This is a genomic window from Kitasatospora sp. NPDC048722 (assembly GCF_040650235.1).
Lineage (GTDB): Bacteria > Actinomycetota > Actinomycetes > Streptomycetales > Streptomycetaceae > Kitasatospora.
The window spans coordinates 34,601-55,961 of record NZ_JBEZGX010000060.1 but is presented as its reverse complement, the minus strand read 5'-3'; the positions used below and the strand labels follow the sequence as shown (position 1 = coordinate 55,961).

Annotated in this window: 24 protein-coding genes; 17 read left to right on the top strand and 7 right to left on the bottom strand. The window is 72.8% G+C overall.

Annotation, left to right across the window (positions count from 1 at the left end; translation table 11 throughout):
* Positions 1 to 174 precede the first annotated feature (174 nt).
* The 10 genes from AB0C76_RS33150 (at position 175) to AB0C76_RS33105 (ending at position 10,028) form a co-directional block, all read left to right on the top strand.
* Positions 175 to 309, top strand: a complete 135-nt coding sequence (locus AB0C76_RS33150; RefSeq protein ID WP_359972732.1) for a hypothetical protein — start codon at positions 175 to 177, stop codon at positions 307 to 309.
* A 92-nt stretch (positions 310 to 401) separates the two neighbouring features.
* Positions 402 to 581, top strand: coding sequence for a hypothetical protein (locus tag AB0C76_RS33145; protein WP_359972730.1), 180 nt, complete (start codon positions 402 to 404; stop codon positions 579 to 581).
* Positions 582 to 1,019: 438 nt separating this feature from the next.
* A complete protein-coding gene (locus tag AB0C76_RS33140) occupies positions 1,020 to 3,623 on the top strand; it encodes a hypothetical protein (protein ID WP_359972728.1) in 2,604 nt (867 codons plus the stop codon).
* Between the two features lie 586 nt (positions 3,624 to 4,209).
* On the top strand, positions 4,210 to 5,496 hold the full coding sequence (locus AB0C76_RS33135; protein ID WP_359972727.1) for a 3'-5' exonuclease: 1,287 nt from the start codon (positions 4,210 to 4,212) through the stop codon (positions 5,494 to 5,496).
* Positions 5,497 to 5,784: 288 nt separating this feature from the next.
* Positions 5,785 to 6,222 (top strand): hypothetical protein, encoded by a 438-nt coding sequence (locus AB0C76_RS33130; protein WP_359972725.1) that lies wholly within the window; start codon positions 5,785 to 5,787, stop codon positions 6,220 to 6,222.
* Between the two features lie 144 nt (positions 6,223 to 6,366).
* Positions 6,367 to 6,861, top strand: coding sequence for a hypothetical protein (locus AB0C76_RS33125; RefSeq protein ID WP_359972723.1), 495 nt, complete (start codon positions 6,367 to 6,369; stop codon positions 6,859 to 6,861).
* A 73-nt stretch (positions 6,862 to 6,934) separates the two neighbouring features.
* Positions 6,935 to 7,570, top strand: a complete 636-nt coding sequence (locus AB0C76_RS33120) for a hypothetical protein (RefSeq protein ID WP_359972721.1) — start codon at positions 6,935 to 6,937, stop codon at positions 7,568 to 7,570.
* An 86-nt stretch (positions 7,571 to 7,656) separates the two neighbouring features.
* A complete protein-coding gene (locus AB0C76_RS33115) occupies positions 7,657 to 7,827 on the top strand; it encodes a hypothetical protein (protein ID WP_359972718.1) in 171 nt (56 codons plus the stop codon).
* A gap of 186 nt (positions 7,828 to 8,013) precedes the next feature.
* Positions 8,014 to 8,979: a ParA family protein gene (locus AB0C76_RS33110; RefSeq protein WP_359972716.1), complete on the top strand. Its 966-nt coding sequence runs from the start codon at positions 8,014 to 8,016 to the stop codon at positions 8,977 to 8,979.
* Positions 8,976 to 10,028 carry a hypothetical protein gene (locus tag AB0C76_RS33105; RefSeq protein WP_359972714.1) on the top strand — a complete coding sequence of 351 codons (1,053 nt, stop codon included), beginning with the start codon at positions 8,976 to 8,978 and terminating at the stop codon, positions 10,026 to 10,028. The genes AB0C76_RS33110 and AB0C76_RS33105 overlap by 4 nt, the downstream gene beginning before the upstream one ends.
* 92 nt (positions 10,029 to 10,120) lie before the next feature.
* Here the strand turns inward: AB0C76_RS33105 and AB0C76_RS33100 are convergent, their stop codons facing one another.
* From AB0C76_RS33100 to AB0C76_RS33070, 7 genes are all read right to left on the bottom strand, one after another.
* On the bottom strand, positions 10,121 to 11,086 hold the full coding sequence (locus tag AB0C76_RS33100; RefSeq protein WP_359972711.1) for a hypothetical protein: 966 nt from the start codon (positions 11,084 to 11,086) through the stop codon (positions 10,121 to 10,123).
* A 356-nt stretch (positions 11,087 to 11,442) separates the two neighbouring features.
* Complete coding sequence (locus tag AB0C76_RS33095) at positions 11,443 to 12,000, bottom strand: hypothetical protein (protein ID WP_359972709.1); 558 nt, start codon at positions 11,998 to 12,000, stop codon at positions 11,443 to 11,445.
* Between the two features lie 50 nt (positions 12,001 to 12,050).
* Positions 12,051 to 12,875 (bottom strand): ATP-binding protein, encoded by an 825-nt coding sequence (locus AB0C76_RS33090; RefSeq protein WP_359972707.1) that lies wholly within the window; start codon positions 12,873 to 12,875, stop codon positions 12,051 to 12,053.
* A 106-nt stretch (positions 12,876 to 12,981) separates the two neighbouring features.
* A complete protein-coding gene (locus tag AB0C76_RS33085) occupies positions 12,982 to 13,398 on the bottom strand; it encodes a hypothetical protein (RefSeq protein WP_359972704.1) in 417 nt (138 codons plus the stop codon).
* Between the two features lie 63 nt (positions 13,399 to 13,461).
* The gene (locus AB0C76_RS33080) at positions 13,462 to 14,469 is read right to left on the bottom strand and encodes a hypothetical protein (protein WP_359972702.1); all 1,008 of its coding nucleotides are present in this window, start codon (positions 14,467 to 14,469) and stop codon (positions 13,462 to 13,464) included.
* A 201-nt stretch (positions 14,470 to 14,670) separates the two neighbouring features.
* Positions 14,671 to 14,955, bottom strand: coding sequence for a helix-turn-helix transcriptional regulator (locus AB0C76_RS33075; protein ID WP_359972700.1), 285 nt, complete (start codon positions 14,953 to 14,955; stop codon positions 14,671 to 14,673).
* A 102-nt stretch (positions 14,956 to 15,057) separates the two neighbouring features.
* Positions 15,058 to 15,831, bottom strand: a complete 774-nt coding sequence (locus AB0C76_RS33070; RefSeq protein ID WP_359972698.1) for a GntR family transcriptional regulator — start codon at positions 15,829 to 15,831, stop codon at positions 15,058 to 15,060.
* 306 nt (positions 15,832 to 16,137) lie between these two features.
* Here AB0C76_RS33070 and AB0C76_RS33065 point away from each other — a divergent pair, with 306 nt between their 5' ends.
* From AB0C76_RS33065 to AB0C76_RS33035, 7 genes are all read left to right on the top strand, one after another.
* Positions 16,138 to 16,752, top strand: a complete 615-nt coding sequence (locus tag AB0C76_RS33065; protein WP_359972696.1) for a hypothetical protein — start codon at positions 16,138 to 16,140, stop codon at positions 16,750 to 16,752.
* Entirely contained in the window at positions 16,752 to 17,171 is a 420-nt protein-coding gene (locus AB0C76_RS33060; protein ID WP_359972694.1) for a WhiB family transcriptional regulator, read from the top strand. The genes AB0C76_RS33065 and AB0C76_RS33060 overlap by 1 nt, the downstream gene beginning before the upstream one ends.
* A 142-nt stretch (positions 17,172 to 17,313) precedes the next feature.
* Positions 17,314 to 17,670 carry a hypothetical protein gene (locus AB0C76_RS33055; RefSeq protein WP_359972692.1) on the top strand — a complete coding sequence of 119 codons (357 nt, stop codon included), beginning with the start codon at positions 17,314 to 17,316 and terminating at the stop codon, positions 17,668 to 17,670.
* Positions 17,667 to 17,918, top strand: a complete 252-nt coding sequence (locus tag AB0C76_RS33050) for a hypothetical protein (RefSeq protein WP_359972690.1) — start codon at positions 17,667 to 17,669, stop codon at positions 17,916 to 17,918. Before AB0C76_RS33055 ends, AB0C76_RS33050 begins: the two co-directional genes overlap by 4 nt.
* The gene (locus AB0C76_RS33045; protein WP_359972689.1) at positions 17,915 to 18,742 is read left to right on the top strand and encodes a hypothetical protein; all 828 of its coding nucleotides are present in this window, start codon (positions 17,915 to 17,917) and stop codon (positions 18,740 to 18,742) included. The genes AB0C76_RS33050 and AB0C76_RS33045 overlap by 4 nt, the downstream gene beginning before the upstream one ends.
* Positions 18,743 to 18,904: 162 nt before the next feature.
* Positions 18,905 to 20,494 (top strand): hypothetical protein, encoded by a 1,590-nt coding sequence (locus AB0C76_RS33040; protein ID WP_359972687.1) that lies wholly within the window; start codon positions 18,905 to 18,907, stop codon positions 20,492 to 20,494.
* A gap of 224 nt (positions 20,495 to 20,718) precedes the next feature.
* Entirely contained in the window at positions 20,719 to 21,273 is a 555-nt protein-coding gene (locus AB0C76_RS33035; RefSeq protein ID WP_359972685.1) for a hypothetical protein, read from the top strand.
* Positions 21,274 to 21,361 lie beyond the last annotated feature (88 nt).

The following is a 21,361-nucleotide window of genomic DNA, read 5'->3' as shown; positions in this document are numbered from 1 at the left end:
CGGTGCCTCGGGCCGGTGGCGGTGACGGTGCTGCGGGGTTGGCGGTGACGGTGCCTCGGGCCGGTGGCGGTGACGGTGCTGCGGGGGCCCAAACATCTTCAAGTCCCCTCTTGAAAATTTCTAGTCCCCCCTATAAGCTGAGATCACCAACCGAGAGGGAGAGGAGGGGAAGCAATGGACCGGGAGACGATCGCCTTTGCCGCGACGATCATCGGTGCTGTGGCAAGCAGCATCGGCGCCGTCGCGACGATTTGGGGCGCGTGGCACACCCGCGAGGGCAACAAGCGACGCGGGCGGCACCGCCGCTAAACGGCGAACCCGGAGGGGGCTATGGCAAGTAGCCCCCTCCGGGGATCCCAGTCTCCCACGGCCCCGGTCGACAGAACGCGAGAGGAGAGCACGTGAAGAACGGCCTCGTTCGATGGGGCGGCGCCGTCGCCGTCCTCGGTGGCGGTGTCGCGATTGCTGGCGCATCCGCGCTGGATCACGTCGCGGCCGGCTGGTGGGTTCTGTGGGGAGCGTGCGCGCTCGCCACGGTTGCCGGCTACGTCGTCCGTCACCGCGCGCGTCGCCGGCCCTAACCCGCCGGCGTTCCGCCGGGCCGGCGCGACCCTGTAGCGCCGGCCCGACCGCACAGCCAGCACGATCCAACGGCCCTGCCATCGGCAGGGCCGTTGCCCGTTTTCGGTGCAGCGGGAAGGCGGCCGGCCTGTGGTCGCGGGTGCTGTCGCGTCGGGCGCAGGGGTGGGGGTCGGGGGTGTTTCCGCAGGTCACACCGCGCGACAGGGGGTGGCGCGACAGCTGGCGCGACAGCCGACGCGACAGTGCCCCCCATCGAATGGCTAGCGGAAGTTACGTAACTTCCGCCGCTTCGAGGATTGCGGAAGTTACGTAATTTCCGCTAACTTGGAGTTGTGCCGCTCCCCGGGAATCCGTCCGGGGTCGAGTTGAGGAGTCGCCTCATGTCCGTTGCATCTGCCGTTCGGTCGTCCCGCGAGATTGCTTCGTACAACCGTGAGATGGCCGAGGTTCCCGCAGACCACTTCACCGACGTTGGTCTCACGTGGCGCAGCTTCTCGGGCAGTCACATCGTTACCGCCACGTGGCGGAGGATGGAGTTCAAGGTCGAGGAGCGTGGGACGCTCAAGGCGAACCGCCTCTACGTCACCCGCAACGGTCGTCCGGTGCGCCTGCCCGGGTGGCGTGAGGCGTACGTCATTGGTCGGGAGGACGCCGAGCGCGCGATCCGGGCGCACATCGAGAAGCGGCGCGCCGTCGAGCTGGACGCCCGTGCCGCGGTTGCGGCGGCGGCCGACAAGCCGGCGAAGAAGTGGCGCCCCGCGCGCGTCACGCCGCTCAAGCTCAGCACCACCCCGGACAGGGACGGGTTCAAGATCAACGAGTTCGCGCCCGGTGACGTCATCCGCTGGGCGAAGACTGACGGCCGGTACTCCGTCGAGTGCATTGGGCAGGTTTGGAGCGAGGCGGGCAGCGACTACACCCGCAACGACCGCACCGCCATGACCGGGTATTTCGTGGTGGTGCAGTCAGAGGGCAAGCGGACGCTTTCCCGCCCGCGCGCCGTGCGCATGATCTTCGCGTCCACCCCTGGGGGCACGGTCGGATGGTTCATCGGCGACGCGCAGGTGACGTCGCTCGGCGACGCCGGACACGCACAGCTTGACCTGTTGGAGGAGTTCACCCGGGCGCAGTCGGCCCCGGTCGAGCCGGTCGTCGAGACTCCGGCCCCGGCCGTCGAGGCGGCCCCGGTGGCGCAGCCGGTCGAGGACGTGCGCGACCGGTTCGAGCGCGGGGCCGCTGTGTGGGTCGCGCCGGAGGGTGGCGCGACTGACGGGCGGTATGTCGGTGAGGTGATGGGCTACACCCGTAACGGGTGCTTCCGGGTGCGTGAGGCGGGTTACGGCACGTCCGTTGACGTCCCCGCCGACCGTCTGTCGTCCGCCACGGAAGAGGAGGCGACGGCGGACCGTGCGCGGCAGCGGCAGGAGTGCGAGGAGCGCGCGGCCGAGAAGGAGCGGCGCAACGCCGAGGCACGGGAGCGCGCGGCGGCGGCCGAGGCCGAGTTCGCCGCGAAGCGCGAAGCGCGGGTTCCCTGCCCGCGGTGCGGCGTGCGACTCGTCGGGCGGGCGGGCGCGGGCATGGAGAAGTGCGGCAACCCCAAGATCGGCCGGTGCGGGTACGTGATCGGGTCGTGGAGCGAGTACACGTGGCGGGACGGGTACACGCTCGGATTCGTGGACGGTTACCTGTCTTACGTGCCCAAGACCGCCGAGGAGCTGGCGGAGGATGCCCGGCTCGACGCCATGGGCAAGACGTTCCGCAGCGCGCGCGTGTGGGCCCGGAAGCGGACCGACAAGGACACCGCGAAGGACTTCGCCAAGGCGTACGCGACGGGCGGCGGGGTGCTGCCGGTGGACGAGTCCGCGTGGCTGCGGTGGTGCGAGGAGAACGGGAAGACCCCGGCCGCGCCGGCGGAGAAGTCCGCGGAATCCGCAGGACTTGACAGGGACACCACCAATGCGCGACCGGCCGAACCGGTGGACGCCGAAGAGGCGGCCCGGGCCGCCCGGGCGTTGTGCCCGGCGTGCAAGTGCCGCGAGATGGTCGTCGAGGATGGCCGGTGCCAGGAGTGCGGGCACGTCCCCGCCCCGGCGGCGGCCCCGGTCGAGCCGGTCGTCGAGGCGGCCCCGGCCGGGGCGGAGCCGACCCCGGAGGCGGTCGCCGAGGAGGAGGCGCGCCGCCGGCGGCGCGCGGCCCACCGGATCACCGCCGAGGCGGGGCGGGCCGCGCGGCTGGAGGCGGGCGCCGCGATCCAGGCGCGGCGGCGCGCCGAGCGCGGCCCCGACCCGGAGTTCCCCGGGGTCTTGGTCGGGGGAGAGGACGTCGAGCCGATGAGTCCCGGTTGGGCTCAGACGTGGTGGTTGCTGCGCGAGTCGCACGGGTTCGGCTACGAGATCAACCAGCGGCGTGACCGCTGGTACGTCATGGCACAGGTGGGCGTGATCCTGGGGACCACCATCCCCGCCAACCTGGCCGACCTCGGCCGCTTCGACACCGTCGAGGAGGCGCTCGCGGCGGCCCGCGAGCACGCGCAGCAGCGGGCGACGGCGGAGGCCGGGACCATGCTCGTCGAGCGGGTCCGCCGTCTGGCCGCTATGCCGGTGCAGTACTCGACGGCCGAGGTCGAGGCGGGGCCGGTCGCGATTCCTGCGCGGGTCGCCCCGGCGGTCGAGGCGGCCCCGCCCGCGGGCGACCGCGCCCCGGTCGGGGGTGCGGCCCGGCCCGGCCCCGTGCGGGCGTCTGACGGCCCGGCCATGGCCCGTACGGACGGCACCGCCTCGGTGCTGCCGGAGGGGGTCGAGGCGGTGATCGAGCGGGCCGTCGAGGCGGCCGTCGAGGGAGTGCTCGCTCGGTTCGGGCAGGGCCCCGGGGCGGTCCCGGCGGCGGCCGGCGCCCCGGCCGAGGGGGTGGCTGCCGAGCCCGGCCCGGGGGTCGCGCGCGCGGGGGCGGGCGCGCCCGGGCGGGCAGGCGGGCGCACCCGCACCCGGCGCGGGCCTGGGCGCCGGCGGGCTCAGCGCACCCGGTGTACCCGGGGCCGGTAGTTCGGCAGACCGTCCCCGCGGCGCCCTGTCGGGGTGCCGCGGGGGCTGAAGGTCCGGAGACCCCCTGATTTGACATGAACTCAGCTGGTCGCGACAGGCCTCGACTGGGCATCGCGGAAGATTCGAGGACTTGACAGGGATGCGCCAAATCGGCGACAGGGGCCAACCTCGGCGCCACTGGTTGCGGGTGCTGTCGCGTCGGGCGCAGGGGCGGGGGTCGGGGGTGTTTCCGCAGATCACGCCGCGCGACAGGGGGTGGCGCGACAGCCGACGCGACAGTGCTCCCCATCGAATTTGGCGGGTTGGCGCCGGAGGCGGCCCGGCGGCGGCGTAGTCGGCTGGCCGGCGGACGGGCCCCGGCGGGGGCCGGTTCCGCCGGGTGCATGCGGTGCCCGGTCCTCTCCGGAGGGCTGGGCATCGGCGCGTTCCGGGCGCCGTCCGGCACTACCCCGATCGGGTGAATCCGGCCTCGCGTACGCGAGCGCAGTAAGGGTGTATTCGCCCAACTTGGTTTCGAAACGCGGTACTTGACGACGATTTTCGCGCAATGTCACATTGCATCCAACCCCGACGAAGGGAGCTCCACATGACCGCCGACCACGACCCGATCCCCACCTTCCGCGGCGCCCCGGTCTACGCCCCGCGCCAGGCGCCCGACCACCTGCACACCCTCCGGCAGCTCGGCGCCCGGCGCCGCCGGGTGCTGTCCGACACCAAGCCGGCCGCCTGGCTCAACCTGCCGATGCCCTACCGCGGCGCCGACTACGTGCCGCTGTTCGACCTGAAGGACTCGATCGGGCTGCGCGCCCTGTCGCCGGCCGAGCTGCGCGCCATGGCCGCTCGGCGGACCTGCGAGGCCTGCGAGACGGTCTTCGAACAGCCCGTGCGCGGAGGCTTCGTGGAGTCGCTGCGCCGGTGGGCGCGGTGGTGCCGGCTGTGCCGCAGCGACGACCTGGACAGGCACCTGCGCACCTGCTCCCGCTGCCGGACGCTGTTCGAACAGCGGGAGAGCGTCGGGTACCGCGGTACCTGCCTGGCCTGCTCCGAGCACCTCGACCGGGCCCGGGCCGTCGTCCGCGCGCTTGAGGACCGGTCCTGTCCGCGCTGCACCGTCACCACCGCCACCGCGGCTGAGGTCGCCGCGGCCCGGTCCGCCGAGAAGGCCCGCGCCGGGTACTCCTGGTGGCCTCCCCGGACCTGCGAGCCTTGCACGGCCGCGCAGGCCGCCGAGCGCGAGGAGGCCGAGCGCCGTGCCTGGCGTCGGCGCTGGGCCGTGGTCGAGCCTGTGCGCGCCTGGGCCCGCGAACTGCTCGCCGACCCGGCAACGGTCATCCTCGACACCGAGACGACTGGGCTGCACGACGCAGCGCGGATCGTGGAGATCGCCGTGTACAGCGCGACCGGCGAGAAGCTCCTCGACCGGTTGGTCGATCCGGGCGAGCCGATTCCGGAGGCGGCGAGCGCGATTCACAGGATCACGGACGCCGACGTCGCCGGTGCCCCCACCTTCGGCGAGCTGCTGCCCGAACTAACCGACGTCCTCGCCGGGCGCCGCATCGTGATCTACAACCGGGCCTACGACCGGGCGCGCCTGGCGTACGAACTCGACCGCTGGCACCGGGAGATGACGCCACTGCACCCGCCGCTGATCCTGACGCAGTGGGACGACCACCCCGCCGTGGTCGAGTGGATGCAGGCGCAGCGGTGGGAGGAGTGCGCTATGGCGCAGTACGCGGTGTATGTGGGCGAGTGGAGCGACTACTTCGGCGACTACCGGTGGCAGCGGCTCAACGGCGGCCACCGTGCCGGCGGAGACTGCCTTGCCGTCGCTGACCGGCTGCGCGAAATTGCCGCTGCCCCCGACCCGCTCTGAGAGCGGCGACCGCTTCCACCAGCACATGTGAACAGGGCTCGCCGAATGCGAGCTCTGTTCACATCGCCTGGTCGCGGGGGGTGCAGCGGCATGGCGGGTACGGGGGCGAAGGGGTGCAGCATTTTGGCGGTCACGGTCCCACCTGCGAAAACGCACGCCGCCCGGCGGGTCCCCACCCCGCCCGTCGACCGGACGCCGCAGGCCGCGCAGCACCGCCACCGGACCGGCTCGTTGTCCCCGGTGCGCCCTGCTGCACCGAACCCGCCACCAAACCCCCCGGAGACCACCGTGACCCCGGACGACAACAACCCCTACGGCGAGGAGATCGAGGTCTCCCCCGAGCACATCGCCACCGTGCTGCGCACCGTCGACCGCTCCGACCTCCTGAGCACCGGCATGGACGCCCACGTGCGCGCCGCCGTCGTCGAACTGGCCGCGTCGGTAGTGACCCGGCCGCCCGGCGCCGAGGTATGCAGGGTTCAGGCCTGGGCCGCGTGCGTGGTCGCGTTGCACGCCGACGCCGCCGAGCTGCTCGACCTGGACGAAGGCGACCGCGACACCTACGTTCACCCGGCGATCGTCGCCGAGGAGGAGCTCCGCCGGGCCCTCGCCGAACAGGCCCCGCGCACCCTGGCCGCCTTCGAAGTCGCCGCGGAGGCGCAGCACATCGTGACGTACGCGGGTTGGGGCGGCGAAGTGGCGGAGGGCGGCGGATTCCTGCAGTGACAGGACGTTGGCCGTCGAGCTGTCGTCGTAGTGCTCCTGGACGGCCTGCACCCTGGGGGGCTGTCCCCTCGCCGTCGCCTTCCCGGGCCCGCTCGCTACGCGGCGCCGGCGGGGAGGCCCGGCGGCAGCCGATACGGTCGGCAGATGAATCCTCGCAACGATGTCCCCCGCGCTGCGTCCCTTAAGGACAGCACCATCGAGGAACTCGTCGAGATCGCGCTCGACGCGACGGTGCGCACGGGTGCGCCGGCTGCCGGCCGACGTCTGGTCGAGGAGCTCGGCCACCGTGGCGACGATGCGCTCTGGAACGCTGCGCTGCTCCTGCTCGGTCTCCTGGCAATCCGGCCGGTCTACGGACTCCGGGAGCATCAGGGCGTCGAGCAGCTGCGGCGCGTCGCGCGGACGGCGGATCCCGTGACCGCCCTCGTGCTGGGAGTGCAGGCCGTGCATCGCGCCGACGGCGCCGCCGCTGCCCGAGAGGCCTGGAACCAGGACAGTGCGGGGATCCGTTCGGCCGCTCTCTCTCAGCTCCTGATCACCACCGCCTTCGTCATCGGCTCGGGCGAGGAGCAGCTCGGCCCCCAGCAGACCGTGCGGTTGATCAAAGAGGTCGTGATCGCGCCCCGCTCACAGCGGTGAATCCGGTATCGGCGGCGCTCTCCAGCGGAAACGGCTCGCACCCGGGACCGGCGGACCTCTACGCTCCACAGCCATGCCAGATGTCTCATGGGCCGAAGGCCTCAGCACGGGCGCCGCCCTCTTCAGCGCCGCCGCCGCCGGTCTTGCCCTGAAAATCTCCAACAGCGCGACCAAGGCCGCCGAGGCCTCGACCACCACGGCGCAAGCCGTCGCGGCGATCGAACGCCAGCGATGGCACCACGACCTGACGCCCCAGATCAGCGCCACCATCACCGAAGCCGGCTCGGACCAGGCCAACCTGCGCCTGACCTTCGAGGGCCCGGCCTCCCTGCTGCGCCTCGACGCGGTCGAGATCAGCATCCGTGACGACGGCTACACCCACATACCGAGCACCGCGGGCGGGCCGAGTCAGGAAGACCTGGACGCCCACGTGTGGGGGCCGTACCGCTTCAAGCCGGGCATCGACGAGGCCTCGGCCGACGGGCGCAGCGTCCCGGCGGTGCCCGTGGAGCTCGGCGCGTGGCGTCAGCTCCTGCTGGAACGCACCCGCCCGCCGCTGTGGCAGGGGCCGAACAGTGACGGCTACTGGCGCAGCCAGTACGACGGAGCCCCGGTGCGGCTGTGGGTCCGCTGCCGGCGGGAGGGGCATGAGCCGTGGCTCCTGACCCTCAACGTCCCGGTCCGCGACGTGCCTCCGCAGGGCGACTAGTACCCCCGGGCGACGTTCCCGCGGGACCCGGGCGCCCGTGGGCGCGGCGCACGCGCCGAGGCGGGGCGCCCGGGCACTGTGGGACCGTGATCTACGACCCGCTGACCGGTCTGCACTACTGCCTCGACCCGTGGTGCGACAACCCCGACCCCGACCGCATCGACGCCCCGTGTGGCTGCGGCATCCTCCCTGAGCGCGAGCTCGAACAGCGCAAACGGGAGTACTTCGAGGCTCGGGGGCGGACCGGCGACGCGTGAGGACGACCGGCGCCTCCGAACCGAGAGGACCCGGACGGGACGGGCGGTGACGCGGTGTCCGGAAATCCGGACACCGCGTCCCGCAAGGGATCCGAGCGCCTCGCCCGGTCTCGATCAGGGGACGAAAGGCCAACTAGCGGGGCGCGGGTTCCATCCCCGGAGCCGATCATGGCTACCGTCTACGCCATGACGACAGCAACGATCCCCATCCCGTCCCTCGACGACGTCGCGCTCGACTTCCTCGACGTGGTCACCGAGTGGGACGTCGAGGCGCCCTACCAGTCGTGGGGCCCGGCCACGCTGGTGCCGGCCACCTTCCAGCCCGCGACCGCGCCACGCGTGTTCGTGGTCGCGAACAACAAGGGCGGCGTCGCGAAGTCGACCACGGCCGTCGAGCTCGCCGCGGCGTGGGCCGCCGCCGGGTTTCGGGTCCGGCTGATCGACGCCGACACGCAGGGCGACTCCCTGAGCGACTGGATCGAGCCGCTCTACCCCGAAGACCTGCCGTACGACCAGCGGTTCAGCCTCCGGCACGTTTTCCTGGGCACCGACGAGGACCCGGTCCGCGGGATCGCGTCGCGCCGGGTGGGCATCGACGAGGCCACGTGGCCCACCCGGTTCGCGAACCTCTACCTGGTCCCGAGCTATGGCGACCTCACCCGGGTCGAGTACGAGCGCAAGGGAACCACCGAGCACGCGCTGAAGCGGGCGCTCGCCGAGTCGAAGGAGCACTTCGACGTGACGGTGATCGACGCGTCGAGGTCGATGTCCCTGGTCGTCCTGGCCGCGCTGATCGCCGCCGACGACGTCATCATTCCCGTCAAGATCGGCGTCTCCGACGCTCGGGCGGTCGGCTCGCTGCACGCCACCCTGGTGCAGGTCCAGGAGTACGACAACCCGAAGCTGCGCGTCGCGGCCATCCTGACGACCATGTGGACGAAGTCGAACCTCGCCCGGCAGGTCGAGGAGCAGCTCGCCGAGGACTACCCGGACGCCATGATCTCCCCGATCCGGGAAATGATCCGCGTCGCCGAGGCGGCCGCCACCGGCATGCCGGCGCGGATGCACGCGCCCCGCTGCACCGCCACCGCCGACTACCAGCAGGTCGCCCGCCTGCTCCTGCCCCGCCTTCCTCGGCAGGCCGGCGCATGACGCCGCCGCGCAGCCGCACCGGCCTGTCGTTCAGCACCAAGTCGCCCGGCAGCGGCCGGACGGCGACCGCCAACGGTCGACAGACGGCCGCCACCGCCACGGACACGAACACCGGGACGGCGCCCACCACCACAGCGACGGCCGAGCAGCCGACCGCCGCGCCTTCGCAGCAGGCCGCCGCCGTCCAGTACCTGCTGAACGTCCCGGCCACGGTCGCCGACCCCTTCGCCCCCCGCCTGCTCGACCCCGAGCAGGTCACCGGTACCCCCGCCGAGCAGCTCGCCGTCCTCGAAGCCGCGATCGAAACCTCCCGCAGCACCGGCCTCGCCAGCATCGCCCGGGCCAAGTTCCGGGCGGAGGTCGAGATCGGCTTCCTGCTGGGCGTCATCCGCGACCGCCCCGACCTCTACGTCCCCGCCTACGGCACCATCGAGCGATACGGCGAACAGCGGTGGGGCTACAAGCGCAGCACCCTCTACGAGCTCATGGACACCGCGCCCGTGCGCCTGGCCATCGCCAACGGCCGCGTGTCCGGAAATCCGGACACCGGCGACCGCAAGGCCATCGCGCCCCCGCGACGCGCCGACGACGCCCCGGCCGCTGCGCCGTCGGTGCAGCCCGCGCCGGTCATAAGGGCGGAGATCAGCAAGTCCGTCGCCCTCGAACTCCTGCCGGCGTGGCGGGACGGCGAGGACACCGCCGTCGAGATCCTCGCCGACGCCATGAAGCGCGCCGAGCAGCGCGGCAAGCGGATGACCGCGGCCGACGTGCGCGCGGCCCGGGAGGACTGGGGCGTCGAGCGCGAGGACCGTGGACTCACCCCCTCGCAGGAGGAGCAGCGTCGGGCCGTCGACAAGACGCTCGGCGACGCCGTCGCCACCGCCGAGAAGCTGATCGACACCCTCGACGGCCTCGCCAAGGCCGGCGTGCCCCCACTCGACGCCGAGGCCGCCGAGCGGCACGTCAAGGCGCTGCGCGCCGCCGGGCGCTGGCTGAACGCCAAGGCCCGCGTCCCCGAGGAGATCCTCGACGCCGAGGTCGTCTCCTGACCGGCCCCGCCAACGACCAGGCCCCCGCCACGGCGGGGGCCTGTCGCGTGTTCGGACCACCGAGCGGCGGGGCGCAGCGCGTCCGCCCGGCATCAGATCCCGGAGGGCTCCGGCCAGGGCGACACGGACTTCGCGACCGGCACCGGCGCGCCGGCGTCAGCCGGACCGGCGGCCGCGGCGGCCAGGGAGTCGCACTCCGCCGAGCAGAACTCCGCCCGGTAACTCACGGCCCACGCCGACAGCGGGAACAGCTCCTCCCCGCACCGCGCGCACTTCATCTCCCGCCGGATCCGGCGCACCTCCGCGTCCGCGACGGTCGACAGGCGCAGTCGCTCACGCTCGATCGCGTGCCGGGCCCGCATCGGCACCTCCTCGTCCCACGTGCCTTCGGCGAGCGCGTCCGGATCGGGGAAGCCGTAGAGGAGGAGGGTGTCGATGACCGCCCTGGAACACCCGCAGGCCGCGGCGGCCTTCACCAGCGTGTCCGCTGTGGCGGCGCCGCCGCACCGCTCCGGGTCCCAGTCGACTTCCTGCTGCCGGTCCGACGCCCAGGACCGCGCCACCGACACCAGGACGTCGCTCTCGCGCCCGGTCAGGTGGTCGGAGCACCACGTGACCGTGAGCCCGGCCGCCGGGCCGTCCCCGCACCCCGGCTCCCGGCACAGCTCGGCGACCCAATGGTCCTGGGAGAGCACCACCTCGAACCGGCGGCCGCCGCACACGAGAACGGCGACTTCCCCCGGGTGCACCGACTCGACGCCGAGCGCCACTCCGATCCCCTCGTGGGCGAGCAGGCCGGCCAGCGTCAGTACGGCACTGTACGGAAGCTCGACGCCCAGCAGCCGCGAGGCGAAGCGCCGGGGAGGGTCGTAGAGAAGGTCCGCGGACGGCACCGACGGCGCCAGCGTCGCACACTCGGCCAGCAGGCCCGCCAGCGTGCACCCGCCGCCGCCCGGCGCCACCGGCCCGTCCAGCTCGCGGGCCAGCGGCGTATACCGGCGGCCGGTCGCCTGCTTCGCGTCGTGCACGGCGCGCTTGCGCTTCTTGTCCCGGGTCATCGACGACTCCCTTCGCGGCACGCCCACGCCCGCGCCTCGGCAGGAAGACAGAAGAAGAAAGGGTGTTCGCACGAGTCCGTGACCCTTGTCCGCTTCCCGGGGCGTGGGTGCTCATCCGGGTGGGAGTCTGGCAGGTGCGCTCTGCCGCGCGCCCACCCTAGCGCACCGCCGAGTGCCCCCGCCCCGCCCGGAGTTGGCGCGGGAAGGACCGGAACGCACGACGGCTCCGGACGCCATGGCGGGCGTCCGGAGCCGTCGTGTACCGCTGTTCCCTGTGCCTGTCGGATGCCTCGGCGGACCCGTCTCGCTGGCGCGGTCGCCGGCAGACAGGGACGAACCCGGCCCGACGCCTGTGGTCAGATACCGGCGAGGCGTCGAACCTCGGGCTCACCCAGGCTGTTGCGCAGGTCGAGTTCATAGGCGACCGCCTCGACCGCCCGCCAGTGCCGGCTTAGCAGCCGGTCCGCGCAGTCGCGGGCGTCGCGCAGCGCCGTGTCGGCGTGGACGCCCTCGGCCTCCGCGGTGCGCCTGAGGTCGTCCATGTCGGTGGCGGCTTGCCGCTGGGCGTAGTCGCGGGCCAGGCGGCTCGCGTCGATGGCGTCGAGCCAGCGCAGTTCGGCCTGAATCCCGGCCGTGATCATCGCGAGGTGCTCGACGACCAGCAGCCCACGAGCACCGTCGTAGCTCGTCTGGGCGTGGTTGAGCCCGTTGCCGGTGAGGCTCATGCCGGTGATGCGGTGGCCGGTGGCGAGGCCGACGACCGCATGCCCGGCCTCGTGGATGGTGACGGCGCGACCGAGTCCGGCCGGCCCCAACTCGTCGATGATCCTGCGCATGCGGTCGTTGCTCGGGAACAGCTCGACGCCCTCCCAGGCGGCCGTGTTGAGGCGCAGTCCGGCGTGCAGGCGTGCCATGGTGATCGTCTCCTCGGTGGTCGGTGCGACGGTCGACAAGCCGTGCCCGGCTAGTGCCTCTGGCCGCACCGGAAGCAGAAGGCCTCGCCCCCGCTGCCGGCGACCGCGGCCGTCAGCTCCCGCAGGCCGTGCCCCGCGGCCCACACCGGCTCCGTGCAGCCGGGGGTGCCGCAGTCGACCCGCACCTCGAAGCGGTCCTCGCCGGGGATCCAGCGCAGCCGGATCTCCTGGCCGCCGGCCGCCACGGTGCCCGTGCGGTACCGCGGTTCCCGGCTCGGCCGGTCCCACTCGAACAGCGCGGCGAGATCGGGCCCGAACACCGTCTCGACGACGCGGTCCTCGTCCTGCTGTTCGGTCAGGCGCTGCAGGACCGTGGTCAGAACCGGCAGCTCGGCCGCCGTGCGGACATGGACGAAGCCCTCCATGCGCAGGTCCTCGGCGGACAGTGCGGACAGCGCCGCGTGCTGCTCGGCGACGACGTCGTCGGGAACGTGCCGGGTGTCCAGGCGCCAGGTGTTGCGGGACCGGGCGGTGTCGAGCGGGGCCTCGACGCGCAGTGCCACCGGCGTCATGCCGTAGTAGCGGGCGGCGGTGACGAACTGGACGCGCACCCACCGCTCGGTGTGGGTGGCGTCCACGACGCACGGGCGTCCGCGGCGCATCCGGGCGTTGAGCCTGCGCTTCAGCAGGTCCCAGGCATCCCCGGAAGCGGACTGGTCGCCCGGGTCGTCCGAGAGGGCCGCGCGGTACTCGTCGGCGGACAGTACCCACCCGGGCGGGAACATCGCGGCGACGCGGCTCTTGCCCGACCCGGCGCAGCCCAGGAGGGCGATCACCGAGTTCGGCGGCAGGTCGAGGTGTGCGAGAACGTCCATGATTCGGCTCCTTGCCAGGGCGTGCGGATACGCGAAGGGGCGGCCGGGCGCGTGTTCGGCGCCTGGCCGCCCCTTCGGCGGCTGCATGGGTTGGGTGGTGACGGGTCTACGACGGGGGAGGCATGCGGTGGTCGGCCTGTTCGAGCATTTCGGCGGCCTCGCGCAGAGCGGCCGCCAGCCCCCGGCGGCCCAGCGCCCCGTACACGCTGAGGCGCAGATAGTCGACTTCCACAAGGTCCGCGGTGGCGGCGACCTGCTGCAACGCGCACGGGTCGCCGGCCACCGGCTCATCGACGAAGTGGCGGCTCCGCGCTCGCATGGTGGACCCCCAGGCGGGGTCGACGTACAGCGTCACGTCGACCTGCTCGCGGTCGGTCTGCTCGGTGGCAGCGACCGTCACCACCCCGATCGGGCCGGGGCTCAGGTCCGAGTGCGCGGCGAACTGCCACCCCTTCGCGGTGCGGTCGGGTGTGGCGTACATGCCCTCGGGGGGCGGATTGTCGATCGGCAGGTACCTGGTCATCGCTCTCCACTTCGACTGTCAGGGGAGACCGGGTCTACCGCGATGCGCACCTTCGGCTGCGGGTCACGCCCAGAGCTGTTGACGTTCATCGCTCTCCCGGTCCCAGGGGGCGGGTGCCACCTGCTCCGTCGCCCGGCCGCTTTCGGCGACCCGGACGGCGTGCAGCGTGAGTTGGGCCGGCAGCTCGGCGAGCGCGGCTTCCCGGCACGGCCCGCACAGCGGCTTGCCGGGGCGCGTCGTCCAGAACGCGCGGTCGCACTTCGGGCAGGTGAGCATCCGCTCCTCGGCCGTGTCCTCGTAGACCTGCCTCGCCGGGATGACGTACTCCCGCGGCAGCTTGCGCAGCAGCTGCGCCAGGTAGCCGTTCGGGTTGTACGCCTGCCGGTTCTCTGCGGCGTCCAGCGCCCGGAACAATGCCTCGTCCGGCCAGCCGTTCCACATGCACCACCGGACCGACTTGATCGCGAACTCGCGCTCCGTCGGGGTGACGTCGGCGAGCCAGCTCACCCGCCGCACCACGGCCGCGGCCCGGGCCGTCGCCGCCTCCCGCTCCGCAGGGTCCTCAATGGGGCGGGCGGTGAGCTGGGACAGGAGCGTGAACCGGTCGACCTTGCGCGTCACGAACCCGGTCTCCGGGTCCGTCGAGGACACCGGCTTGAAGGCGACCAGATCAGCGCGGATGAGGTGCGGTCGGTGCCGCTCCACCGAGCGGGGCGAGATGCCCGCGGCGGCGGCGAGGTCATTGGTGTGGATCTGCCCCTCCCACCCGAGCGCGGCGAGCGCCAACAGGCACTTTGCGCAGGTAGGGTCAGGGGCGACGACCTGAGCCGCCCAATCGAGCGCACCCGGGAGCGTCGGCTCGCTCGACATCAACCCGAGCGGGGTCCGCCGGTCTGCGTCGATCCTGCCCTCGGTCCAGAGGTGGCGCAGGTGCACCTGAGCGGCCCGCGTCTTGAGGCCCGTCATGCGTCCGATGTCCTCGGTGCGCAGCGGATCGGCCGGAGCGGCGTCGTGGTGCTCCTGGAGAATGCCGTAGATCTTGCGGCACGGTTCGCACTGTCGGGGGTCCACCGCCCGGTGTTCGGGCCTCTTAGGTGGCACAAATCGGCCTTTCCGGCCTGCTGAGAGTGCGCCCGGACAGCTCACGGGTACACTCGTTGCAGACCTATAGAGCAGGGTCAGCGGGGGCCTCACCGGCCGGGAGTTACCAGCTCCCGAACCACACGCCGGTGGGGCTTCTCGCCTTTCTGGGGTCTGTGGAATTCGCGTTCCCTACACCGGGATGACCTCCTGGCGGCCGCCGACGCAGGCCATGCGTCGGGCCTTTGGCAGCTTCTCCAGTGCCCAGGTCGGGCCGGCCATCAGGTCGGGTACGGGGATGCCGAAGTGCCGGGACAGGGCTTCGACGTCACCCAGGGACCACCCCGCGCGCCCGCGGAGTTTGTAGCTCACGGCGCTCGGCGTCAGGCCGAGCGCTTCGCCGATCCGCGCCTGACTTTCCCCGGTCACGCTCCGCAGCGCGCTCACGGTGGCGCTGAACAGCTCCTCCGTCGTCATGGTGACCTCCCTTCACGAGTAGTGAATCTGCTTCATCATGTCAGAGCTGGCGGTGGTCCGGCGGTTACGCCGCGCCGACCGTAGATCGAATCCCGCATTGGCCTACTCGATCTCCGTGATCGGCAGGTTGTTGTACGTCAGTTCAAGGCGGTCGCCCGCTGCGATGGTCTCCAGCAGTTCGAGTTCCCGCCCGTCGGCGTCCTTCACTACTCGGTCCACGACCAGAACGGACACGCCGCTTCCTATGCCCAGCTCGGCGGCTTCCTCTGCCGTCGGCTTCCGGGTGGAGACCTTTTCCGAGGCCGTCTTGGGCCTGAGGCCGGCTGAGGTCATTGCCCCAAAGGCGCCGCCGACAACCTTCCCGGGGCCGTCAAGCCCCGCGGCGACCGCAATGTCCTTCGGGTACCAGGCCCGTTGAATCTGGACGACGTCGCCATCTGCCAAGGCGTGGCGATGTCGGTAGACGACGGCAAGCTTGCTGGGCGGAAGGCGCAGTGCCTTCGCCACTCGGTCGGGGGCTTCGGTGTGCTCGACACTGATCGGGCGAACTGCGCCGTCGATGTTCTGTTCCGCGGTCGCGGTTTCCCAGGGGCCGCGCGTGCCGCCGGGCCGTAGAACCTTGCCGTACCTGCTGAGGGGGATTCGGATCACCGTTCGCCGCCTCACGAAGGTTCCGCCCTCCTCTCGGCGCCCCTTCTTCACCACGACATAGCCGCTGTTCGCCAGCTCTCGGTATGCGGCCATGACGGTATTGATCGAGCCAGCACCCTGGGCGACCATCTCGGGAACGCTCGGCAGCTTGTTTCCCACGGGGTACGTGCCGTTGTCGATCTTCTGCTTGAGGTCCTCGGCGAGTCGGAGCCACCTCGGGGCCACGGATGCACCTCCCTTGAGAGTCAACGGATCTGACGCTCAGTGAACCACACGCGACATGGATTTCGAAACACTTGACGCGACTGAGGGAGGAATGTCATTGTCTTCCCGTCGCCACCGAACGGGACCGAGAGGGAACGTGGAGTGACGGCGCTGTACTACTGCTCTGCCCTGATCGGAGCCGTTGCGAAGGCCGTGGAAAGCGCGCAACGCCCGGAAAGCAGGCGAGGCCCCCCTCGAAGGCCGTGGAAAGCGCGAGGGGGACCTCTAGCGGAGCCATCACCTGATCTGACCAGGGAGACAACCGCCATGAGTAGTTTGACGCATGCCGAGCCGCGCCTCGGCACCGGGACGGCGAACGTCGCGATTTCGCCCATCGGCTCCCGGTCCCGCCGGACCCTCGCCGCCGAGATCGCCGCGCTCACCGGGACCGCCCCCGAGCTGTGGTTCCCGGTCGACGACGCCGAGCAGGCCGACCCGCAGCCCGCCGCCGAGAGTGCCGAGACCGCGGCCCGACGGCTGGAACGCGTCGCCGACGTGATCCTCACGCTCGACCAGACCGACCCGGTCACCGCGGCCACCGCCGCCGGCGCCTACCGCACGCTCCTCGACGGCAACCGGCCGCGCGAGCACCGCGCCGAGCGCCCCGCGGACGAGCAGGAACTCCGCAACGCCCGGCGCCGCGCCGAGCAGGCCGTCCCCGCGCCGTGGGAGACCGACCTCGCCGAGGCCCGCCGCTACGCCCGCCGCAACGGCGTCACCCTCGACCGGATCGGGCTGGAGAGGCTCGCCGCCAAGATCCGCGCCCGCCGCATCGCGGCCGAGATCGCGGAGGAGCAGGCCGAGGAGCGCCGCCGGGCCGCCGAGCAGCGCGGGCGCCGGCCGCGAATCACGATCGCGCAGCTCGCCGGGAGCGCGGCGTGATGCGGGCGGCCCACCGTCTCGGCGCGCAGCTCTCCGGGACGTCGTACCGCGCTCACCTGGCCGACCGTCAGGCCCCCTGCTCCGAGACCGACCCCGAGGTCTTCTTCCCCGAGCTGCAGTCGCAGCGTCCCCTGGCCCTGCTGGCCGGGGAGGAGGAGCCGCTCGCGATCTGTGGGACGTGTCCCCTCGTCGACCAGGTGGACTGTCTGCGTCGGGCCCTGCGCGTCGAGCGTTGGGAACAGGACGGCGTCAGCGGCGGTCTCACCCGGGCGCAGCGCGTGTACCTGCAGCGCGACCGGTCCAAGGACAAGGACCCGGACGCCGTTCGCCGGACGGACGAGGCCCTGCCCGCGCAGATCGCGGCGCAGCTCGGCGTCCCGCCGGCGCACGCCGAGGAGCTCCTCGCCCGCGTCGCGTAGCTCTTCCCCGGGCCTGGCGCTGCAGCGCTGCTGCTCCTGCCGCCGGCCTCTGCCAGGCGCGCCCGGCGAGCCACCTCCGGAAGTGCACCGGGCGCCGCCGCCTCCCCCCTCATCAGCTTCACGTCCCGTCAGGGGTACCCCCATGTCCGAGACCACCGAGACCGGCATCCCGGTCTTCGACGCGAAGTTGCCGACCGACCGGCCCGTCGGCGGCCCGACGGTCAAGCGCATCCTCGACGCCTTCCCGACCTTCCTCACCGCGGCGACCGGTGTGCGCCACGAGGACACGCCCACCCGCAACAGCCTGCGCCAGGCGCTGGACGACGCCGCCGCCGAGCTGGAACGCCAGGCCACCGCGCTGCGGTGGGCCGCCCGCTGCGTCGACATCGGCGCCGTCTTCGTCCACTCCGACTACATCGACACCCGCGCCGGCGAGCAGATGCTCTCCTCCGCCCTCGCCTGGGTGCTGCAGGCGCAGCAGGTCGGCGGTGCGCGATGAGCCGCGGACGCGCCGCCGGAATCCGGCGCCACCGCGAGCTGCTCAGCCGTCAGCAGGCGAGCGAGCTCGTGCTCGCCGCCCACGGCTTCGACACGCTGCCCGCCGAGGTGCCCGCCGACGCGGCCGAGCGCTGCGAGCAGCTGCGCACCGCGTACCGCATCCGGCGCTCCCACCGCCTTCCCGCCGCCCCCAGGGCCGGCGCCCACGACACCGAGCACGACCGGACCCCCGGAGGGGTGACCTCATGAACCCGACCCTGCGCCGCGCCGTCACCGACGGTCTGCACCGCGCCCGCCTGCTGACCACCGGCCCCAGGCCGGTCAACCGCGCCGCCCGCCGCCTGGCCCGCGCCGCCCTCGCCCCGGTCGAGCTGCTCCTCGTCGGCACCGCCGCCACCGGCATGGCGCTGATCGAGATTGGCGCCGCCTGGCAGGTCCGGGCGGTCGGCGTGCTCGGCGAGTACCTCCTCGGCCACCCCTCCTACTGGGCGGACCTGGTCGGCCTGCAGATGGAGCGGCTCGGCCGGTTCGTGCCGAGCCCCTGGCTGACCTGGTGGCGCACCGACCCCTACGCCCTCGGGTACCCGCAGGCCGTGGCGCCGTTGGTGTCCGGAATTCCGGACATCCTGCTCGCCGAGGAGGACGCCGCCCACGCGCACGCCTTCGGCCGCTGCTCCTGCCCGGCGGGCGTGCTGCTCGCCGACTGCGACGAGTACAACGACGCGATGGCCGCCGTCGAGGAGGCCCGGGCGCGCATGACCCGCACCGAGCGCGCCGCGCTGCGCCACTACCAGTGGGAGTGCGGCTGCGAGGACGCGTTCGCCACCCCGGAGGCCGACTGCCCGGACCGGCGCCTCGCCGAGGAGGTCGACCGCGCCGAGGTCGAGGCCTACGCCGAGCAGGCGCGGCGGCTGCGGGTGCAGGCGCAGCACGACGACTACCGGATCCGTCCGGGCGACGTCGCGATGTGGCCGGCGGTCGCGGCGCGGCCGCAGCCGACGGCGGAGGAGGACCTCGCCGCCCGCGAGGCCGCGGTCGAGGCCCTGCCCGTCCTGATCGGCGGTCAGTCGTGAGCGCCGAGGGGGCCGCCGCCGAGCTCGCCCGGGCGGTGACGCAGCATATGACGGGCCCGCTGGGCGGCTCCTCCGCCGCAAATCAGGCATTGCTGACCGGCCGGCAGGCCCCGCAGGCGTCCAGCGCCGGCGAACCCGCCCCGACGAACCCCGGGGGTGGCCGTGACTGACCACCCCCACCACCTGCACCAGGAACGGAGCACCACCCGCGTGAGCACCGCCGCACTCCCCCGCACGGCCCCATTCCCGCAGGCGGCCGCCCGTGCCGCCGCCCCGGCGCAGGCCGATTCGGTCTACGCGCCGCCCTCGGACGAGGACTACCGCGCCGCCCGGGAACTGATCGCCGGGATTCGGGAGCTCGCGGAGACGGTCAACCGCGGTGTCCTCGTCCTCGGCCTCGGCGGCCTCATCTTCACGGCCGTCAACGTCACGATCTTCGCGATCCAGCACGACACCTCGCCCTGGATCGCGTGGATGCTCGACCCGCTGGTGAGCCTCGCGCTGCTGCTGTCCCTCCACGCGGACGGGGTGCTCCTGCGTCTCGGGGCGACCAAGCCGAAGGGCTGGCCGCTGTTCCTGCGCTGGTTCGCCTTCATGGCCACCTGGACCATGAACACGTGGCCGTCGTGGTTCCCCCGCGGCATGAACCTCGATCACGTCGACTGGGGCGGGGTGATGCTCCACTCCGTCATCCCGGTTCTCGTCCTCGCGCTCAGCGAGGCGTCGGCCGGCTACCGCAAGCACCTCGCCGCGCGCATCGCCGTCCTCGAAGTGACGATCCGTAACTACGAGGGGCACCAGCACGCGGAGCAGCAGGCCGAGCGTGCGGCTGCGGACGAGGCCGAGCGTGCGGCCGAACAGCGGGCACGCGACGAACAGCTCCGGCGCGACCGTGCGGCGGCCGAGGAGAAGCGCGCGGCCGAACAGCGCGTGCGCGACGAGCAGGCGCACAGGAACCGGCTCGCCGAGATCGAGGCGCAGCGTGCGGCCAAGGACGCCTCGGACCGCGCGGCCGAGGAGCAGCGGCAGGCCGCGCACGCTCGGGAACTGGAGCGCCTCGCCGAGGCCACCCGTGCGGCCGAGGCGGAGACGAACCGTGCGCTCGTCCTCGCCCGCGAGGAGGCGAACCGTGCGGCCGCCGATGAGCGGATCCGGTTCGAGCTGGAGCAGCAGGCCAAGGACGCCGACGCGAAGCGTGCGGCCGATCTGGCGATCGCCCAGGCCCAGGCCGAGGCGCTGCGCATCGAGGCAGAGGCGCAGGCCAGGGCGCAGGAGGAGGCCGCACGGATCGCCGCCCGGCAGGAGGAGGAGCGTCGGGCGGAGGCCGCGCGGCGCGCCGCCGAACGTGCCGCACAGAAGGCCGCACAGAACGTGGCGCGGACTGTCTCCGGGGGCGCGCACGGTGGCGACGAGTTCGACGTCGAGGCCGCACGGACGGCCGCGGCCGAGGCGAACATCTCGGCCGCACGGTTCGCCTGGATCGTCGGCGAGATGGCCGCACGGGAGGGCGAGGGGCCGCGCGCGCGGGCCGCACGGATCCGCGGCATGGCGATCTTCGAGGCCGCACGGATCAAGGACGCGGGCCACGACGTCACCGGCGTCGCGCTCGGAACGATCTTCGGCATGGGCGAGCGCTGGGGTCAGGAGCGCCTCGCCGAGGGCTCGAACCGGCTGGTCGACGACCCCGACTTCGCCACCGAGGTGACCGCGTCGCTGCTGCGCGACCTCGACGCCGAAGCCGCCACGCTGTAACCGTATGTGACTGAACGCCGGGTGCCCGGCCGCCCCCTTGCGGGCGGCCGGGCCACGGCCCGGCCACTCCCCGCGGCGCCACGCCTTCGCGGGCCGCCCTTCTTCACCCCCCCATTTCCTCAGTCCCGCCGTCCGGCAGCCGCCGGCCGGTCGCCGGGTCGCGCTCCCGCACGCCCGGCGGCACCCGAAATCCACCCTTTTGTGACCACGGAGGAGCGCCCAACATGGCCGACAACTCGGTCTACAACGATCCCGCGTACGACATCACTAGCGTGCCGAGCTGGAAGACCCCGCCGCTTCACGGCGCCTACGCCCCCAACGCGCGGCTGACGCCCCGAATGAAGGTGGGGCTCGCCGGCGGCGCCGTCGTGCTGGTCGCAACGGGCATGGTCACCTGGTCGCAGTACGCCTCCGCGGAGGCCGCCGCGGAGGTGAAGAAGGCGCAGATCGCCCTGGACGCCTCCCGGCTCGACCTGGAACGCCAGAAGCAGCAGGCCGCCGACCAGGCCAAAGCAGCCGACCAGGAGACCGCGGCACAGAAGGCGCGCCGGGAGGCCGTGCAGGCCTGCGTGGACAGGGCGGCCGGCGCCTACAACGCCGTCGCCGACTGCGGGAAGGCCTTCCCGCAGGTCGACTCCCCCGGCATGGTCAACACCTCCCAGAGGGTCGCCGGCGGCGACAGCGACAGCGGCGCGCCCGTCGGCGGCCTGGTCGTCCTGGGCGGCGCCGGCGCCCTCCTGGCGGCCGGCTGGGCCAAGAAGCGATACGCCCGTTCCTGACACTCCGTGACCTCCCCCCTCCCTCCCCCCTCTCCCGAAAATCCTCCCCATGCCTGCTCATGCACGCGAGAGGGCGCTTTCCCGGCCG

Bases quoted from the DNA above. Each gene is read 5' to 3' on its own strand.
- AB0C76_RS33150 (WP_359972732.1), top strand. From the start codon at position 175: ATGGACCGGGAGACGATCGCCTTTGCCGCGACGATCATCGGTGCTGTG.
- AB0C76_RS33140 (WP_359972728.1), top strand. From the start codon at position 1,020: ATGGCCGAGGTTCCCGCAGACCACTTCACCGACGTTGGTCTCACGTGG.
- AB0C76_RS33135 (WP_359972727.1), top strand. From the start codon at position 4,210: ATGACCGCCGACCACGACCCGATCCCCACCTTCCGCGGCGCCCCGGTC.
- AB0C76_RS33125 (WP_359972723.1), top strand. From the start codon at position 6,367: ATGAATCCTCGCAACGATGTCCCCCGCGCTGCGTCCCTTAAGGACAGC.
- AB0C76_RS33120 (WP_359972721.1), top strand. From the start codon at position 6,935: ATGCCAGATGTCTCATGGGCCGAAGGCCTCAGCACGGGCGCCGCCCTC.
- AB0C76_RS33110 (WP_359972716.1), top strand. From the start codon at position 8,014: ATGACGACAGCAACGATCCCCATCCCGTCCCTCGACGACGTCGCGCTC.
- AB0C76_RS33105 (WP_359972714.1), top strand. From the start codon at position 8,976: ATGACGCCGCCGCGCAGCCGCACCGGCCTGTCGTTCAGCACCAAGTCG.
- AB0C76_RS33100 (WP_359972711.1), bottom strand. From the start codon at position 11,086: ATGACCCGGGACAAGAAGCGCAAGCGCGCCGTGCACGACGCGAAGCAG.
- AB0C76_RS33095 (WP_359972709.1), bottom strand. From the start codon at position 12,000: ATGGCACGCCTGCACGCCGGACTGCGCCTCAACACGGCCGCCTGGGAG.
- AB0C76_RS33090 (WP_359972707.1), bottom strand. From the start codon at position 12,875: ATGGACGTTCTCGCACACCTCGACCTGCCGCCGAACTCGGTGATCGCC.
- AB0C76_RS33085 (WP_359972704.1), bottom strand. From the start codon at position 13,398: ATGACCAGGTACCTGCCGATCGACAATCCGCCCCCCGAGGGCATGTAC.
- AB0C76_RS33075 (WP_359972700.1), bottom strand. From the start codon at position 14,955: ATGACGACGGAGGAGCTGTTCAGCGCCACCGTGAGCGCGCTGCGGAGC.
- AB0C76_RS33065 (WP_359972696.1), top strand. From the start codon at position 16,138: ATGAGTAGTTTGACGCATGCCGAGCCGCGCCTCGGCACCGGGACGGCG.
- AB0C76_RS33060 (WP_359972694.1), top strand. From the start codon at position 16,752: ATGCGGGCGGCCCACCGTCTCGGCGCGCAGCTCTCCGGGACGTCGTAC.
- AB0C76_RS33055 (WP_359972692.1), top strand. From the start codon at position 17,314: ATGTCCGAGACCACCGAGACCGGCATCCCGGTCTTCGACGCGAAGTTG.
- AB0C76_RS33050 (WP_359972690.1), top strand. From the start codon at position 17,667: ATGAGCCGCGGACGCGCCGCCGGAATCCGGCGCCACCGCGAGCTGCTC.
- AB0C76_RS33045 (WP_359972689.1), top strand. From the start codon at position 17,915: ATGAACCCGACCCTGCGCCGCGCCGTCACCGACGGTCTGCACCGCGCC.
- AB0C76_RS33035 (WP_359972685.1), top strand. From the start codon at position 20,719: ATGGCCGACAACTCGGTCTACAACGATCCCGCGTACGACATCACTAGC.